At 44.6% G+C, this 16394-nt stretch carries 13 protein-coding genes; 9 read left to right on the top strand and 4 right to left on the bottom strand.

From position 1 onward, the window contains the following. The first annotated feature begins 93 nt into the window (after window positions 1-93). Window positions 94-2151, top strand: a complete 2058-nt coding sequence (locus tag AB4298_RS02675; protein ID WP_371985662.1) for a S9 family peptidase — start codon at window positions 94-96, stop codon at window positions 2149-2151. A gap of 154 nt (window positions 2152-2305) precedes the next feature. Next, on the top strand, window positions 2306-2872 hold the full coding sequence (locus AB4298_RS02670; protein ID WP_371985661.1) for a lipid-binding SYLF domain-containing protein: 567 nt from the start codon (window positions 2306-2308) through the stop codon (window positions 2870-2872). A gap of 125 nt (window positions 2873-2997) precedes the next feature. On the opposite strand, the gene AB4298_RS02665 is transcribed toward AB4298_RS02670, so the two are convergent. The 3 genes from AB4298_RS02665 to AB4298_RS02655 form a co-directional block, all read right to left on the bottom strand. Next, the gene (locus AB4298_RS02665) at window positions 2998-3579 is read right to left on the bottom strand and encodes a hypothetical protein (RefSeq protein WP_371985660.1); all 582 of its coding nucleotides are present in this window, start codon (window positions 3577-3579) and stop codon (window positions 2998-3000) included. Between the two features lie 224 nt (window positions 3580-3803). After that, on the bottom strand, window positions 3804-6839 hold the full coding sequence (locus AB4298_RS02660; RefSeq protein ID WP_371985659.1) for a molybdopterin dinucleotide binding domain-containing protein: 3036 nt from the start codon (window positions 6837-6839) through the stop codon (window positions 3804-3806). Between the two features lie 9 nt (window positions 6840-6848). Beyond that, window positions 6849-7544 (bottom strand): 4Fe-4S dicluster domain-containing protein, encoded by a 696-nt coding sequence (locus AB4298_RS02655; RefSeq protein WP_371985658.1) that lies wholly within the window; start codon window positions 7542-7544, stop codon window positions 6849-6851. Window positions 7545-8084: 540 nt separating this feature from the next. Here AB4298_RS02655 and AB4298_RS02650 point away from each other — a divergent pair. The 7 genes from AB4298_RS02650 (at window position 8085) to lpxL (ending at window position 15961) form a co-directional block, all read left to right on the top strand. Continuing rightward, on the top strand, window positions 8085-9050 hold the full coding sequence (locus AB4298_RS02650) for a LysR family transcriptional regulator (protein WP_249000044.1): 966 nt from the start codon (window positions 8085-8087) through the stop codon (window positions 9048-9050). Window positions 9051-9255: 205 nt separating this feature from the next. Continuing rightward, window positions 9256-11469 carry a molybdopterin-dependent oxidoreductase gene (locus tag AB4298_RS02645; protein WP_371985657.1) on the top strand — a complete coding sequence of 738 codons (2214 nt, stop codon included), beginning with the start codon at window positions 9256-9258 and terminating at the stop codon, window positions 11467-11469. Window positions 11470-11479: 10 nt separating this feature from the next. Further along, window positions 11480-12025 carry a 4Fe-4S dicluster domain-containing protein gene (locus AB4298_RS02640; RefSeq protein WP_248471513.1) on the top strand — a complete coding sequence of 182 codons (546 nt, stop codon included), beginning with the start codon at window positions 11480-11482 and terminating at the stop codon, window positions 12023-12025. Further along, on the top strand, window positions 12025-12615 hold the full coding sequence (locus AB4298_RS02635; protein WP_371985656.1) for a TorD/DmsD family molecular chaperone: 591 nt from the start codon (window positions 12025-12027) through the stop codon (window positions 12613-12615). Before AB4298_RS02640 ends, AB4298_RS02635 begins: the two co-directional genes overlap by 1 nt. 107 nt (window positions 12616-12722) lie before the next feature. After that, complete coding sequence (locus AB4298_RS02630; protein WP_371985655.1) at window positions 12723-13694, top strand: formate dehydrogenase subunit gamma; 972 nt, start codon at window positions 12723-12725, stop codon at window positions 13692-13694. A 143-nt stretch (window positions 13695-13837) separates the two neighbouring features. Further along, on the top strand, window positions 13838-14899 hold the full coding sequence (locus AB4298_RS02625) for a porin (RefSeq protein ID WP_371985654.1): 1062 nt from the start codon (window positions 13838-13840) through the stop codon (window positions 14897-14899). Between the two features lie 132 nt (window positions 14900-15031). Continuing rightward, window positions 15032-15961, top strand: a complete 930-nt coding sequence (gene lpxL, locus AB4298_RS02620) for an LpxL/LpxP family Kdo(2)-lipid IV(A) lauroyl/palmitoleoyl acyltransferase (protein WP_371985653.1) — start codon at window positions 15032-15034, stop codon at window positions 15959-15961. Window positions 15962-15976: 15 nt separating this feature from the next. Here the strand turns inward: lpxL and AB4298_RS02615 are convergent, their stop codons facing one another. Then, the gene (locus tag AB4298_RS02615) at window positions 15977-16318 is read right to left on the bottom strand and encodes a YkvA family protein (RefSeq protein WP_371985652.1); all 342 of its coding nucleotides are present in this window, start codon (window positions 16316-16318) and stop codon (window positions 15977-15979) included. Between the last annotated feature and the right edge of the window lie 76 nt (window positions 16319-16394).

The raw sequence follows: 16394 nt of genomic DNA, 5'->3' as shown, positions 1-16394 counted from the left end.
AGCCAACCGCACAAAACTTACGCTAGTGTATGAGCCCAGATCTTAAAATAACAACACAATAAAAGTTAACTATTTGAAGGGTAGGAACAATACATGAAGCAAGCACACAAGCTTTCTCTGCTTGCTGCCGCGCTAGTCGGTAGCAGCTTTTCCGCCATAGCAGCAGATCGAACTCACGATATCACCATAGATGACTTCTTCGATATTGGTAACATGGGCTCAGTAACACTTAGCCCTAATGGCAAAAAAGCAGTTTGGTTAGAATCTCGCTGGGACAAAGAGCTAGATAAAAGCCAACGTGATTTATGGTTACTCGATACCAAAACTCGTCAGTCAAAACGCATGACCTTCACCAATGAAAGCGAGTCTAGCCCGCAATGGAGCCCTGACGGTGAGTATGTTTATTATTTAGGAAAAGTAGCACAAGAAGGTGCGAAAGCACCTTACAACGGCAAGACTCAAGTATTCCGTCTGTCAGTTAACAATGGTAACAGTCAGCCGATGACTAAAGAAGCTGAAGGTGTTGCTGGGTTTGAGCTCAGCCATGACGGAAAAAGCCTTTACTTTTTAGCCACTAAAATCACCACTGATGACGACCAATGGGCAGCAATGCGTACTAGCCACAGCGCACCTAAATATGGCCACGGCGAGCAAACAACCAACCCTTTATATCAACTCGATCTTGAGCATTTCAAACAAAAATTAGTGCTAGACGATGACAAAGTGGTGTGGGAATTCAAGGTTAGCCAAGATGACAGCAAGATAGCCCGTATCACCACGACAGATAACGAATTGGTATTTTTAGAGGGTTGGTCAGACATTGAAGTTTACGATACTCAGACCATGCAAAATAACGTAATAGTAGATACACAATGGCGTGACAACGCACCCTCTCCTTATGGTTGGCTGCTTGGCCTTGCATGGCAAGATAATACTGAATTAGCCTTTAGAGTCGACTTTGATGGTCATCCAGGTAAGCTGTTCATTGCAGATGCTAACGCAACTAACAAACCATCATTAGAGATAAGCCGCCCAGGCGACGTAACTCTCACTGCTAGCGATTTAACTTGGCGACCTAATAGCGATGAACTTTGCTACCGTGGCGCCGATCATGGCAGAGTTAAACTGTTCTGTACTGAAATAGATGATGGCGAACAAGGCGATACCCGAACAGTTATTCCTGGCGATATGGTGATAGGTAGTTACAGCTTCAGCCAAAATGGAAAGTCTGTCGCCTTTAGCCACAATGGGTTAGATCATTTCTCTGATATGTTTATTGCCGATGCCAATAGCAGCCGCGCTAAACCGAAGCGTCTAACGAATATCAACCCTCAAGTTGATAGCTGGAAACTACCACAAGTTTCAATTGTAAAGTGGACCGCACCAGACGGCGCTATAGTTGAAGGGATTTTAGACCTCCCTGCTGACTATAAAAAAGAAGATGGCCCACTGCCATTAATCGTACAGATCCACGGTGGACCAACTGCAGCCACCCCTTATGCACTGCAGCATAGATCTTACGGTCGCTCGACATTTACCGCCAATGGTTGGGCATTATTATCGCCTAACTATCGCGGCTCTACCGGCTATGGCGATAAGTTTTTAACCGATCTGGTTGGCCGTGAACACGATATCGAAGTCAAAGACATTATGGCTGGCGTCGATCAACTCATCGCTAACGGTATTGTCGATGGTGACAAGATGGCGGTGATGGGATGGAGCAACGGTGGTTACCTTACTAACGCGCTAATCAGTACCAATAACCGTTTCAAAGCAGCAAGCTCAGGGGCAGGTGTGTTTGATCAACGTCTGCAGTGGATCCTTGAGGATACCCCTGGCCACGTAGTTAACTTTATGGAGGGCTTACCTTGGGAAAAGCCAGAAGCATACAACCATGGTTCTTCGTTAACCTATGCAGACAAAATTAAAACCCCAACCTTAATCCACATCGGTGAAGGCGACCAACGCGTACCACTGGGTCATGCCCAAGGCTTATATCGCGCCCTGCACCACTACCTTAATGTACCTGTAGAGTTAGTGGTTTACCCTGGTGAAGGTCATGGTCTAAGCAAGTACCAACATCGTAAAGCTAAGATGGAATGGGATCAGAAATGGTTTAATCACTACGTGCTCGGTAAGCCTGTAGAATAAGCACTGCCCCCTCTTAATAATACCAATTAGTATAATAAGCGCCTGCAGTGGCGCTTTTATTTTATGTTTCAATTAGTCTGAGTAAAAGCCATTCACTTTCCGTTCAGTAAGCGTATGCTAAGGTTTAGCCAGTTTGTAAGATTAGGAGAATGGAATGACTCACTTTATCAAGACAATTGCCACTAGCTTATGTCTGCTTGCCGGTATTCTATTAGCCCCGCAAGCTTTAGCTGAAGATAGCTATGTCCAAGCTAAAAGCACTTTTCAACAAGCGAATGAAACTCAGAAATTTTTTAATAACGCCTACGGTTATGCTCTATTTCCCACAGTGGGTAAAGGTGGTATTGGTATTGGTGCCGCTTACGGTAAAGGCCAAGTCTATCAAGGCGGAGCGTATACCGGTGATACCAGTTTAACTCAGGTTTCCTTTGGTTTTCAGCTAGGCGGCCAAGCCTACAGTGAGATTATCTTCTTTAAAGATGAAGCGGCTTATAAAGACTTCACCAGTGGCAGTTTTGAATTTGGCGCACAGGCATCGGCAGTAGCCATTAATATTGGTGCCAATGCACAAGCAGGAACAACGGGGAATTCCGCTGGCGCAGGTAAGAGCGCAGCTAAGGCCGCCTACATTAACGGTATGGCCGTGTTTACTGTCGCAAAAGGCGGTTTGATGTTTGAAGCTGCACTTGCCGGACAGTCATTCACTTTTGAAGAGAAGTAGGGGACAAGAAGGTTATAGGAACAAGCTAAGACGGAAAGTAGTGCTAGGACCTAGGACCTAGCCATTAAAAGCTTGAACCTAGGTCATTTCCATACCTTAATATCCCTTAAAAAGATAAGAGTCCACTATTTATGACCCCAAGGTACTGGAGGTAGAGCAACCGGCTTAGTCAGATCGAAATCGACTCTAAAGTCACGATTTTCACGGGTTAAGCGGTAGGTAAATTCTTGAGGCTTAACATACATATGCCAAACGTTAGTCACCGACACATCTAAACCATTTTCTCTAAAGTTGTTAATCGAGTAAGCATCAACAGGAAAAGACTGCTCAGTGTCGCTGCCCATATCAGCCGTCATTCCGCCGTACATAGTCACCTTGTCCTCAGTGCCATCTTTATGGCGATGATCATGTGCAAGGTGCAACCCATAAGGCGTTTTAGTGATCACCCAGGTACGAGAGTGGTCGTCACCTACGTGGAATGGCACTTTAAGTACAGTATCACTGCATTCACGCACATGCATGATAAGCTCTTTGCCACTAAACGCCGAATCTGCGGTATTGCCCGCAGTCACAGTACCTGCAAACGCTTTACCACAGTGCGCTGCGAGGTTATCGAAAAAAGCATTCTGTTCAACTGTGGTGGCCATTGCTGGTACTGCAAAGCTAGCAGCCACTAACGCGAGGCCTGAGTATTTTATTGTTTTCATTATTATCTCCGATGATTTGTGACTAACACTATCACAAAGAGATAAATTTTAACTGAAGCAATTTGCTTTGATTAAATAGAAGAAAAGCCCCCTCAGCCAAACATAATACTGAGGGGAAGGTTGCAGGATAAAACAAAAATTTTGAACCGAACAAATCAGTCTATCTCGAAGCTAACTAATTGTTATTTGTTAGCTTCGAGACTCTTTTCAATCTTAAAACGCCATTACACTTTCTCAACACGGATCGGAATACCATGACGGCAGTTTGCCCCAGTCCAGTAGTCATTAAGCATACTTGCAGATTGTTTACGAGTGGGATCTGATGGGATCATTTGATTAATCGCAACGCCACCGGCACGCTCTTTTAGCGCAGCTAGCTTTTCACCATTTATCACCCGGTCATCACCACCAAAACCTTGTGAATGACCAAAACCATGGGATACACACACTGCGCCTGGCGCGACGCCAAAGTCAGTTTGCAACAACCCCTCAGTAGGTTTGCCATTCGCTGTTACCAGCCTTACAGTATCGCCGTCTTTTAAGTTTTGCTGCTTGGCTGTTTCTTCATGCATAAACACAAAATTGGTTGGGCTAATCTCTGCGATACGCTTATACGCTACAGCATAGTTTGAACGCACTGTGGCTTTGTAACTTGAGAACAGCAACGGATACTCAGCTGCAGGCCAGTGGCTTTCCCAACTATCACCATTCCAGAATCTATGCTCATGATAAGTTATCGTGCCCGGATAGCGCTCGCCAGAATAGGCATGACGTAGCTGCGCTACCGCCTCATGGTAAAGCTGCAAACACTTTGGCCCCGCGCCTTTAATAAAGTCGCCATCGTAGCGCTCATCGGCAACATAGTAACCACCGCGAGATAGTAAGGCCTCGACTTCAGCGGCTTCATTAGCATTAAGCCTAGGTGTTAACGGTTTCATTGCGTATTCAAGCCCAGCCCAATGTCTATCTTCAGCAGTTACTGTCGGCAAGTTTTCACACTGCGCAGCCACGTTCGCCAAATACTTAGCGTGCCAATCTTCGAAGCAAAGCAGATCGGCTTTGCTACCATCAGCATGGGCAATCGCACCTTGACCAAAGCCAGCTAACTGCATATCGAGTGCTATATCGACTAATAGCTGCTCCATGCATACATGCTGTCCAGCGGCATTTTTTTCGGTTCTTGGAGTAACAAGTGGCGCAGCGGCCACCACACCTAACATATGCGAGCCCCACATTCTATCTGCTGCATATTCTTCAAGCATGGAACGGTCTGGAATAAAGTAATCGGCGTAACGGTTCGTCTCATTCATATGGCAATCAATGCCAATAATCAGTGGTAGACGCTTAGGATCTGCAATACTTGCTACGACCTCTTGGCTAATCGATGCCGCGCTATAGAGGAAGTTATTACGCCAATTAAATAACACTTTGGCCTGATAAGGATCGTTATTAGCATGGCTAGTCCATTGCTCTGCAGCATTCATTGCAGGCAAAACCTCATGCCAAGGTGTGCTAGCAGGATAAGGGTTTTGCCCTTTAGCTAGTTTTTGTTTGTACTCAGTTGATGACTCATAAGCGCCATCACGACAAGCATTGACTACGCCGTCAAGGCTGACACCGTTATCGATATTGGCTAAATCGTAGCGCCCTTCCATACCGCCTATTGGGCCATTACCGTAAATTGCACCGCCTTTAGCGTCATGACTGCCGACTAAGGTATTTAAAGTCGCCCAGATCCAGCCCATTACAAAACCGTCTGAAGAATTAGTGCCACCATTACCTGCAACACAGGCCTTACGACCATATTTTCCTAAGTCTTGTGCCACTTGGCGCATCGCATCAACACTAATGCCAGATTTCGCTGCATACTGTTTCATACTCGTACGCTGAGCTTCAGCTCTTAATAGGTAAAGAGAAGACGCCAAATGCACTTTTTTACCGCGACTATCTTTAAGGGTTTTACTGACAAATAACTCAGCTTTATCACCGCTTTCAGCAGAGACCACGCTATTGCTGCCAGCTTTTACAATAATGGCTTCATCATCACCTAAACCAAAGTCCTTAGCCTTAGCAAAACGGCGATAATCAGGATGATTAGGATCAGTAATAACCAAATGCCCCGCATTGGTATAGTTTAGTTCGCCAGCGGCTTTAGCCGCTTTTTCACTCGCACCTTCAAGGTGAACTCTATTAAACCAGCCCTCTTCTAACATGGTACGAATAACACCAAAAGAAAATGCGGCATCTTGGCCCGGCTTAACAGCTAACCAAGTGGCATTAGTATCTGCTGCCACTGTGGTACGAAGCAATGGGTCGACACACACATACTTAAACTTTCTATCAACACGGCTATCAGCAAGGCCGCGGCCAACACGGTTAAGACTAACCCCTGAAGATCCTGGGCTAGTTCCCATAAATAAACCGTACTCGACGTTTTCCCAGTCAACATCATTAAGCCATTCTTCAAAGCCAGCGGCCATGCCTAGGCTATAGCCTGTTGCCTGCGCAGCGCCGCAATACGCATGTTTCGTACCCAAATTGCTTGTGCCCCAAGCCTGCTGCATAAAACGAGCATAAAAACTGCCACGCAATGTATCTTCGGCGCAATAAGTTGCAAATAGATGGTTGGCCGCGCTACCAAATTCAGGGAAACCTGGTTTAGCTGGCTTATCGAGCTGGCGCAAACTACGCAAGCCCTCAACATGACCTTCACCAAACAGATCACCACCTTGTAAAATTTCCTGTAAGGCTTGCTCATAACTAATCGTGATCCAACGACCTTCACCCCGTTTTCCATCACGCTTAAGCACTTGAGTCATTCTTCGCTGATCATCAACAGAGTCTGCACAACTTGCACCTTTAGCACAGGTGGTCGCTCGGTTCTCTAGGCCTTTTTCGCCTGCCAATGCTATATAGCTTTGCTTAACGCTAGTTTCGATTGGTAATGGAGAGCCAGAGTTATTCTCACAATAAGGGTTGCCGCCCACCTTTAGCACTTTGTCATTCTTGTCATCAATACGTACACGTAAGCCACAAATATTGTAGCAACTAAAACAACGAGAATACGCGGTACGTATGCCAGGTGTGAGCTGCCAATCACCCTTAGTGTCTTGCTGGCATTCAGCCGGAATAGGATGGCCAAAGCAACTCACATCTTGACTGCGGCTTGGATGAATTGGAGAGCTTTTATCACTGCAGCCTACTGTTGCAGCAGCCACAGAAACAACGCCTGCTTGAGTTAAAAATTTACGTCTGTCCATTGTCAGCTCCTAGCGTTGCCATTCAAGAAAGTTAAGAGACAAAATCTGTTTGTCCTGCGGTTGTTCAGGCAAACCTATGTAGAAAATATTTGGCTTTGTCCCTTCAGCAGCCAACATGGCATATACCTTATTGTCGCGAACAAGTTTCGACACAGTACTAGTGGGATCATTCAGGTCGCCAAAGTTACGCGCTTCACCAATACAGGTTTCAACACATGCAGGCAGTAAACCAGCCGATGTACGATGAATACAGAAATTGCACTTCTCAGGTGGTGAGTTAAAGGTGTCGTCTTTACGGCGAGCGCCATAAGGGCATGCATCAACACATAGTTGGCAATGAATACATTCATCATGGTTAATCACTACGATGCCGTCTTCTTCGCGTTTATAAGTCGCCTCTACAGGGCAAACATAAACACAAGCAGGGTTATCACACTGATTACATTGGTTAGGTATCGCCAGTGTCGCAAAGCCAGTTGATGTTTCAATGGCAGCTTGATTCACCCGAGTACGACAACGCCCTGCATCAGTTTGGTTTTCCATAGCGCAAGACACTGTGCAAGATAGACACCCAGTGCAACGGCGAACATCAAACACCATCGCTAACCTTTTACCAGAAGTTTTAGCTTGAAGTTGAGCACTGGGGATCAGCGTTAACATTGCACCACCAGCAGCCATTTTTAATATGGACCGTCTATCCAACATATTTATTCCTTATTATAAAAGTGACTAATATTAATTTACTCACTTATAAAATCTTTATATTTAAAATACACTCAAAAACACAAAAATATAAACAACGACATAATCTAACAAACGAATATCAACTAGAGGTCACAATAAGAAAATAATTTGAAATTTTATGAAATAAAATTGGAAGGTAGATTTTCAGGTATTTATTTATCCAGAATATATATGCAACAAAACGTATCAATACTATTACCCTGATAAAACACAAACACAACAGTAGATATATATACAAATAAAAACAATAAGATACAGTAACTCCGGGCATTGCAGGTATTTTTAGCTATATCGATAAATACTCTTTAGCTATTGAATTTAAAGATCATATATATATCAACTGCAAATATCACATTCTGATATTTGCTAATCTTAATATGTAAAACACGAGACATATATCAAAGTTACAAAAATAAGCTTATTAAAAATGTGACATATAACACTGCACATTATAACTCTTATATAGATTATAGAATTTAATTATTGCAGCAGGTATTTGTCATGAACAAAATAGACCTATTAAATTACAACCAATTAAAAGTCTTTATTGCTATATATGAACACGGACAAAGCCATCAGGCTGCAAATGAATTAGGTATGACAGCTTCTGGTGTAAGCAGAACACTTAAAATATTAAGAGATATATTTAAAGACTCTCTCTTTATAAGACGTTGTTCAGGTTTTGTTGCCACAGAAAAAACTCACCAACTGATCCCAATGGCTAAAAGTTTAGTAGAACAATATCAAAAAATTGAAATGCAGCATTCGGTATTTACACCAGCTGAATCTGGCGGGCAATTTGTAATTCATGCCTACGATGAGTTTGTCTACGCAGTGCAGAAAGTCGTGCGTGAAGATATCTTAAATGAAGCGCCAAATCTAAGATTTGATGTCAGAGTACTCACTCATGATTGCACTACGGCACTGGCTAATGGCGACATGGACTTTGTGGTGGTGTACGAAGGTTTCAATGGTAAAAACCTAAACTACGAAATGTTTAGCGAAACCGATAGCCTATATATACTTGCCAAGCGCAATCATCCCGTTTTAAGCCAAGCAATTACTCTCGAAAACCTCTCTCGCTATCCCTGCTTAGAAATCGATAACTACGATGATCTTAGTTGCCCACTATTAGTCAACTTATGTCGAGAGAAAGACTTATGCATGGATGTTGAAGGTTATACCGACAGTTTAGCCTCAGCTATGCGCCTTTTAAGCGAAAGTGATGCAATAACTCTGAGCTGTAATCAATTCACTCGTCAATTCGTCAACATGCTACCGGGGATTGATTACGTCAAATTGCCAGACGAGTTAGCGCAAAAATGCCGAACTCGCCGTAGAGAAAATCGCGAGATTGGTAACTATGTGTTATTTGGCAATACCAACCATTCGGCCGCATTTAATTGGGTCAAATCAAAACTCATTTGCGGACTAGAAAGAGAGTGGCGTCTAGCAAGTGAAGACTAGCGTCGTTAGTTAAATCCATAGGGAAGTCGAACTCTGATCGATGAGAGATCATGAGTTTGCAGTTATAGGAGTTTTACCAGAAAAACGTGTGTAACCGAGTGAGCGTTTGCTACGCCTGAAGCAAGCCAACTCACAGAGCAATATCAATGTCGTACTTGCTACAAAAATAAATAGTGAATCAACACTATCAAGATGGGGAAAACATATGAAAATTAACAGACGCACCTTCCTGCAGGGAGTTGGAGCGAGTTCTGTTGTCGGCTCCTTGTCTGGCTTAATGCCAGGCATTGCCAATGCAACTGAACGTGGCGGTGCACCAGACAAGATGCTGAAACGCGAAGGTAAAATCGTTTATCACACTTGTCAGCGAAACTGTGCCGACCGTTGTCTGCTGAAGTTTACTGTACAAAATGGCCGTATGACTTACGTCGAAGGCGCATCCGAGATGAAAAAAATGGGGACATCTCCTTGCGTTAAAGGTCATGCCTACGTGCAGTACACTTATGCAGCCGATCGTATTTTGCATCCAATGGAACGTGCCGGAGCAAAAGGTGAAGGTAAATGGCGCCGTATTAGCTGGGACGAGGCCTATGCCAAAATCTCTAGCCGTTTACAGCAGATCATCAAGGAGCATGGCGCTGACTCCATTTTGCCATACAGCTACTCGGGTCACGAAGGTGTTATTGGTAAATACGGCGGACCAAGCCGTTTTTTTAACGCTGTAGGTGCTCGTAAGCTCGATCGTAAAGTGTGTGTTTTCGCGGCTTATGAAGGTTTGAAGTCTGTCACTGGTACTTATCAAGGACCCGATCCATACGACAACATTTACACCAATTGCTATATCTCTTGGGGCCAAAACGAAACAGCCACTAACGTTCACGGTATTAAGTTTATTAACCAAGCTCGTGATAACGGTGCCAAGTTATTAGTCGTTAACCCTATGCGTACACCCATTGCGTCGCAAGCAGATATCTGGCTGCAACCTAAGCCAAGTACCGATACTCACTTGGCGACAGGGATCATGAAATACCTTATCGATAATGATTTAGCAGATATGGCGTTTATTGAAGCCAATACACTTGGCTATCAAGATCTGCTCAAACGTATTGATGAAATGAGCTATGACGAGATCGAACAAGTTACCGGCGTACCAAGAGACAAGATGTTCGAATTTGCCAAAGTGTATGGCGAGTCAGAGTTATCAGTCATTCGTTTAGGCTACGGTATGCAGCGTAACTACAACGGTGCTCGTATGTCTCGCGCCATCGCCATGATGCACGCCGTCGCGGGTCAATACGGCAAAATTGGTAACGGCTTTATCTATGATAATACCCAAGCCGATGACAGCCTTAACTACTCAAAAGGCCGTGCAGACCATATTCACCCTAATGGCGACACTGTTGGTCATGTCAACATGACAGAAATCGCTAAAGCAATCCATCCAACTAACCCAACTGCTTACGGTAAGCCTATCAAGCCAATTAAGGCTGTGATCAACTACAACGGTAACTTTGTCTCTGTTGCGCCAGACTCAAATGCCTGTCGCTTAGGCGCAATGCGTGATGACTTATTCCTAGTAGTGCACGACTTCTTGATGACAGATACCGCAGAACTTGCCGACATCATTGTGCCATCAACTACCCAGTTCGAGTTCCCAGATATGGGTACTGACTACAACTGCTACCACATGCAAACTTCTGAAAAAGTGATTGAGCCTTTAGGTGAATCTAAAGATAACTGGATCTTCTTTAAAGAGTTAGCGGCGCATATGGGACTGGATTATCACCCAGAGATGCGCGTTGATTACGAACAGATCTTACGTGACTTCTTAGACACTGAAGAGCCCGCATTTAGACACAATAACATCACTTACGAGCAGATCATTAAAGACAAGTTTGTCACCGTCTATGACCAACGCCCTTACTTTGGTGATGGTAAATATAAAACTGACAGCGGCAAGATCGAGTTCTACTCACAAATGATGAAAGATGCTGGCTACCATCCAGTTATTGACTTCGGCTTGCCTGAGGACGAGATGATCCCTGAAGAGAAGACGTTGCCGTTCCGTATGTTATCACCCGCGATCCCGCAGCGTGCTAACAGCTCTTTCTACAACGTTAAGTACATCCGTAACTTCCCAGCATATTTGGCCAAGATCAATACCGAAGATGCAAAAGAGTTAGGCATTAAAAACAACGACCGAGTCAGACTCAGTAACCATCGTGGCGAAGCATTCTTTACTGCGCAAGTTTCTGGACAAGTTGGCCGTGGCACCGTTATGGCACCAAAAAACAACTGGCGCCGAATGGATCCTTACGGTAAAGCGAGCTGCACCAACAACCTGACCACCGACAAATTGACCGATATGGGCGGGTGTTCAGCCTACCACTCGACCAATGTCGCGCTAGAAAAAGCCTAAGGAGTAGATAATGACTATGAACAAAAGAGTAGGCTTTGTCTTCAGACAAGAAAACTGCGTCGGTTGTGGTGCCTGTACTGTTGCCTGCCAAATTCACAATGAGCTACCAGAGAACCATCGATTCCGTAAAGTTGATCGCTATGAAGTTAAGCGCGATGACGGTGCGGTAGATGTGTGGCTATCGCACTCATGTATGCATTGTGAAAACCCTGCTTGCTTAATGGTTTGTCCTGCAAAGGCCTACCACGTCAGAGACGACGGTATTGTGGTGTTAGATCGTGAAAAGTGCACAGGTTGCGGCCTATGTGCCAGCGCCTGCCCATACTCGGCAGTGAGCATTCGTGAAGACGATGGCAAAGCAGATAAGTGCAATATGTGCGTTGAATTACTCGATCGTGGTATGCAGCCAGCCTGTGTTACTGGTTGTCCTGTTGAGTGTATCAAAATCGGCAATATTGACGAAGTGCTTAAGAAGCCATCAGCCAGTAAGCAAGGTATTGGATACGGCGACTGCATCACAAAACCTAACATGGTGATTATTAAGGAACGCGCATAATGACAAACCAATATGGTCCGATGGCAACGGCGTACTTTGCCTTTAAATCAATGATTTTCTTTCCATCAGAAGCTGAAGCATTGCAGGGGTTAATCACTTATCTAGAGTTGAATAATCCGCAAAGCCCCCTGCTGGTTGAGGCGAAAAAATTCATTGATGACGCATCAGAATTGGAGTTCGACTTCAATCGAATGTGCATTGGCCCATATAAGTTGTTGGTTGCCCCTTATGAAGGGGTATACCGCAGCGGTAACCACGTCATGAACACAGATGAAACCGTTGAAGTCGCCGATTTCTATCAGCAAATAGGTTTAGTCATTGATGACAAATTCAATGAGCCAGCTGATTTTATCGGTAATGAACTGGAGTTTCTTTACTGTGTGCACGCCCTTGCAAGTGAGCAGCGACAAGCCAATAACCTCGATGCTGCTAACGAACTAGACGCTATAGCTGATGAGTTTGTTAATAAGCACCTTGGTGTATGGATTAATCCTTTCTGTGAAGGCATTAAACAACACGCTCAACATGATTTTTGGCGTGAGTTTGCTGTTGAGCTGCAACTTTTTATCACTAAACAACTGCATGAGTAGGCGTCAACCAACGACCTATTACATTTCAGGATCTGGCTTTAACCACAGCACCAACAAATGTGCTGTGTAGCCAAAAGAGGCGAACAAGATCGCCAAAGGAGTGACCTATGAACAGAGCAATAAAATGGTTAAGTTTTATTGTGCTTGGCCTGTTTGTCTCAACTGCCGCAATGGCTGAAGAGGCAAGCTTGCAACCACAACAATGGCAGCCAATTAAAGTTGAAGCCATTGCAGGTGACATACCAGAGCTACGCGGTATGCCAACTCAGGCGCAGCTGCAACTACCAGCCGCCATACCGGAAGATGCCAATGAAGCCGTGCTTGGCTATTTGAGCGCAACCGATACCATCGCATTTTTAGTCTACGCCAGCTTATTTGCTGTCATCGGCCTGTTTATCATATTCATTATTGTGAATGGTATTTCACGCTTAGATGAAGGCTTTTCTGGCAAGTTAATTAAACGGTGGTCAGGCTTGAGCATCAGCGTGCACTGGCTGGGTGCTATTGCTTGCATGCTACTTATCCTCACTGGATTAGTGCTAGCAGGTGGCCGCTTATACTTTGAGCCGAGTATGAATCAATCAGGCTGGGCATCACTGGTCGGTTTATCGAGCGGCTTGCACGAGCTAATGGCATTCCCGTTCATCTTAGGTTACGTGTTGATGATCTTAATGTGGGCGCCAAAGCAAATTCCGGCTAACTACGATATTAAGTGGTTTGCTGTATTGGGTGGCTACCTAAATACTGGCAAGAAGCATCACCCAGATGCAGGCTTTGCCAATGCGGGTGAAAAACTATGGTTTTGGGTATTCGCCCTATTTGGCGGCCTGATGGTGGTATCAGGACTAACTATGATGTTCCCAGAGACATTTGTGGTCACCAAAAATACCGCTAACACCATGCTATTAGTGCACATTATCTCTACCGTTATCATCAGTGCATTCTCTGTCGTACATATCTTTATGGCCACTGTAATGTCTGAGGGTGGCATGTCAAATATGACCTCGGGTTACTGCGATGAGAACTGGGCTAAACAGCACCATAATCTTTGGTTCAAAGAGCTAAAGCAACAAGCTTAAAGCGAATCCAAACATAACGCTTCACCCACCCATCAGCGTAAATGCTGATGGGCACAGCAACTAATCATATTTAATCGCACTGCACCAACTCTAGTCCTTAGAGAGGGCGACTTGTTGCAGCCGAAAGATAGGGAAATACACTAATGCACACATTCAAATCACTCATAGCTGCGGCCGTTAGTCTTTGCTGCATAAACGCTTACGCTAGCGACGCAACCACAGCGGAGCTAGAAGCGCGCATCGCCAAACTAGAAAATAATACCGCACCATCACAGTTCAAAAATAGCCAAGTCAGCTTGTATGGCTCTATTCGCCCAACCTTGAGCTACCTAGATGATAGCCAAGATAAAACTTGGGATGTGCGCGATGCACTTTCTCGCGTTGGCATTAAAGCCAGTACTGAGTTTGCTGACGGCTGGACTGCAATAGCTCAAGGCGAATGGAGTGTCGATATAGCCAACTCGGGTAATTTTGGTAAAGCCCGCCAAGCCTACGCTGCGATTGCATCACCTTATGGTCAAGTGGGGATTGGTAAGCAACGTCCAGCTCAGTACACTTTAGTGGCTGAATATGTTGATATCTTCAATCATGGCAACAGCCCATACGCTTACGACCATGAAAGCCCATTTTTCGTCGATAACTTTGTGACCTACCAACTTGTTACTGGTGACTTCACTTGGATGGCAGGCGCTCAATTTGATGGCGATAACGGTGATGATGCCACCGATATGGTGAACGTCGGTGTCGGCTATGACATCGACCAGCTGCACATTGGTTTAGGTTATGTCACGCAAAATACGACCGATGCACAAAATATAGAAGGTGACGATAAGACCGTAGGTGGCGTGGTGGCATACACCTTTAGCAATGACCTTTACTTGGCTGTGAGTTACCAAGACAAACAGTATAACTATGATACTGGCAGCATGAATAAAAATCGCAGTGGTAGCACTTTAGATACCGCTTTAGCCTATCCAATTTTTGATGACTACAAAATTAAGTTAGGTTATTTCCAGTTTAAAGATGGTATCAATGATATCACCTCATCCGATTACAACGGTTTTAATACCACGCTAGAGTGGAATCCAATCGACAACGTACGTGTGCACCTCGAATATCTAGACAAAAGCTTTGATAATCGTGACGACGACCATGCCGTTACTATCGGCTTTAGATACGACTTTAACCTAACTTGGCAAGGCTAACTAAGTAAAAAGCTCTACTTATCAGCCGCATATTTAATGCGGCTGAATTATCTAATATAGAGAGAGCTGAAAGGCTAAACATCGCGTATAATCGCGCGACATTTTTCTGTATCACTAAAAGCTCCCCCTCTAATGAGTAAGTACACAGTACCAACCATCTCGCTCGCAATGTTACATCCCAAATATTGGTGCGTGTTATTAATCATTAGCGTTAGCTACCTTTGCAGCCTATTGCCCTACGCGATTCAAATTCGTTTCGGTAAGCTACTCGGCCGCGTCGTACTTAGCTTTATGAAACGTCGCACCCGCACTATCAAGCGTAACCTTGAGCTTTGCTTTCCTGACATGACAGACACCGAGCGTGAAAAGTTAACCAAACAGAATATTGAAAATACAGGCTTGGCATTACTTGAAACAGGTATGGCTTGGTTTTGGTCTAATGAGCGCATTGCTAAACACACCACAGTGGTTGGCATGGAGCATATCGACAAGCTAAAAGCTGAAGGACGTGGTGCACTGCTGATTGCCGTGCATTCACTCAACCTTGAGTTAAGTGGCCGGGCATTTGGCCAATATGCACAGGGCATGGCAGTATACCGCCCAAACAATAATCCGTGTTTTGATTACTTTCAGTTGAAAGGCCGCTCTCAGGGTGGTCATACGCTGATCCATCGCAAAAACGTTAAGTTTATGCTTGAGGCGCTTAATGATGGTGCCTTTATGTGGTACGCACCGGATCATGATTATGGCCGTCGTCGCTCCACTTTCGCGCCGCTATTTGCGGTAGAAAATGCTTGTACAACAACGGGAACTAGCCTGTTAGCGGACAATACTAACTGCGCCATCGTGCCTGTGGTTTTTGTACGTGATAACGATAACGGTCACTACACCTTAACCATTAAAGAGCCAATGATAGATGAGTTTCCTAAGGGGGATGAACATGCTGGCGCCTGCTTTATCAATAAGATTGTTGAAGAGTCTATTATGGCTAAGCCGAGCCAATATATGTGGCTACATAGACGCTTTAAGAATCGTCCAGATGGCGAAGCATCCCTTTATTAATGCTCGGGCTTTACGCTAATCAAACCAAGCTGCGGTTTTCTCAGCGGCTTGGCTTTTTACACCATCATCAACATACATAGACACCATCGCCAAAGCAGCGGCTAATGCACCTAAATCATCAGAGAACCCCATAATTGGTGTTAAATCGGGGATCGCATCAATCGGCGAAATAAAATAGGCTAGTGCGCCGAAGATGACCGTTTTAGCCCATTTAGGCGTGTCTGGACGTTTGGCGGCATAATACAAACACAGCGCGTTATCGATCACTTCACGACCGGCTTTTTTAGCAAATAGCTTTACCTTCAGCCAAAAGCTCTCGTCGCTATATTCAATATTATCGTTTGTCTGTTGCGTCATTTTCGCACCCATAGAAAAGGGAATATTTATACCAATTAGTATAAGATATTCCCTCATTTTAGCTGATATAGCTAGC

This window comes from Shewanella sp. 10N.261.52.F9, from assembly GCF_041471165.1.
Classification (GTDB): Bacteria; Pseudomonadota; Gammaproteobacteria; order Enterobacterales; family Shewanellaceae; genus Shewanella; species Shewanella marinintestina.
The sequence above is the reverse complement of the archived record's forward strand: the minus strand, read 5'-3'. Positions and strand labels throughout refer to the sequence as shown.

What these genes read in the sequence shown, in the direction of transcription:
- AB4298_RS02675 (WP_371985662.1), top strand. Translation starts at nt 94, where the DNA reads ATGAAGCAAGCACACAAGCTTTCTCTGCTTGCTGCCGCGCTAGTCGGT.
- AB4298_RS02650 (WP_249000044.1), top strand. Translation starts at nt 8,085, where the DNA reads ATGAACAAAATAGACCTATTAAATTACAACCAATTAAAAGTCTTTATT.
- AB4298_RS02660 (WP_371985659.1), bottom strand. Translation starts at nt 6,839, where the DNA reads ATGGACAGACGTAAATTTTTAACTCAAGCAGGCGTTGTTTCTGTGGCT.
- AB4298_RS02665 (WP_371985660.1), bottom strand. Translation starts at nt 3,579, where the DNA reads ATGAAAACAATAAAATACTCAGGCCTCGCGTTAGTGGCTGCTAGCTTT.
- AB4298_RS02655 (WP_371985658.1), bottom strand. Translation starts at nt 7,544, where the DNA reads ATGTTGGATAGACGGTCCATATTAAAAATGGCTGCTGGTGGTGCAATG.
- AB4298_RS02645 (WP_371985657.1), top strand. Translation starts at nt 9,256, where the DNA reads ATGAAAATTAACAGACGCACCTTCCTGCAGGGAGTTGGAGCGAGTTCT.
- AB4298_RS02615 (WP_371985652.1), bottom strand. Translation starts at nt 16,318, where the DNA reads ATGACGCAACAGACAAACGATAATATTGAATATAGCGACGAGAGCTTT.
- AB4298_RS02635 (WP_371985656.1), top strand. Translation starts at nt 12,025, where the DNA reads ATGACAAACCAATATGGTCCGATGGCAACGGCGTACTTTGCCTTTAAA.
- AB4298_RS02625 (WP_371985654.1), top strand. Translation starts at nt 13,838, where the DNA reads ATGCACACATTCAAATCACTCATAGCTGCGGCCGTTAGTCTTTGCTGC.
- AB4298_RS02640 (WP_248471513.1), top strand. Translation starts at nt 11,480, where the DNA reads ATGACTATGAACAAAAGAGTAGGCTTTGTCTTCAGACAAGAAAACTGC.
- AB4298_RS02670 (WP_371985661.1), top strand. Translation starts at nt 2,306, where the DNA reads ATGACTCACTTTATCAAGACAATTGCCACTAGCTTATGTCTGCTTGCC.
- AB4298_RS02630 (WP_371985655.1), top strand. Translation starts at nt 12,723, where the DNA reads ATGAACAGAGCAATAAAATGGTTAAGTTTTATTGTGCTTGGCCTGTTT.
- lpxL (WP_371985653.1), top strand. Translation starts at nt 15,032, where the DNA reads ATGAGTAAGTACACAGTACCAACCATCTCGCTCGCAATGTTACATCCC.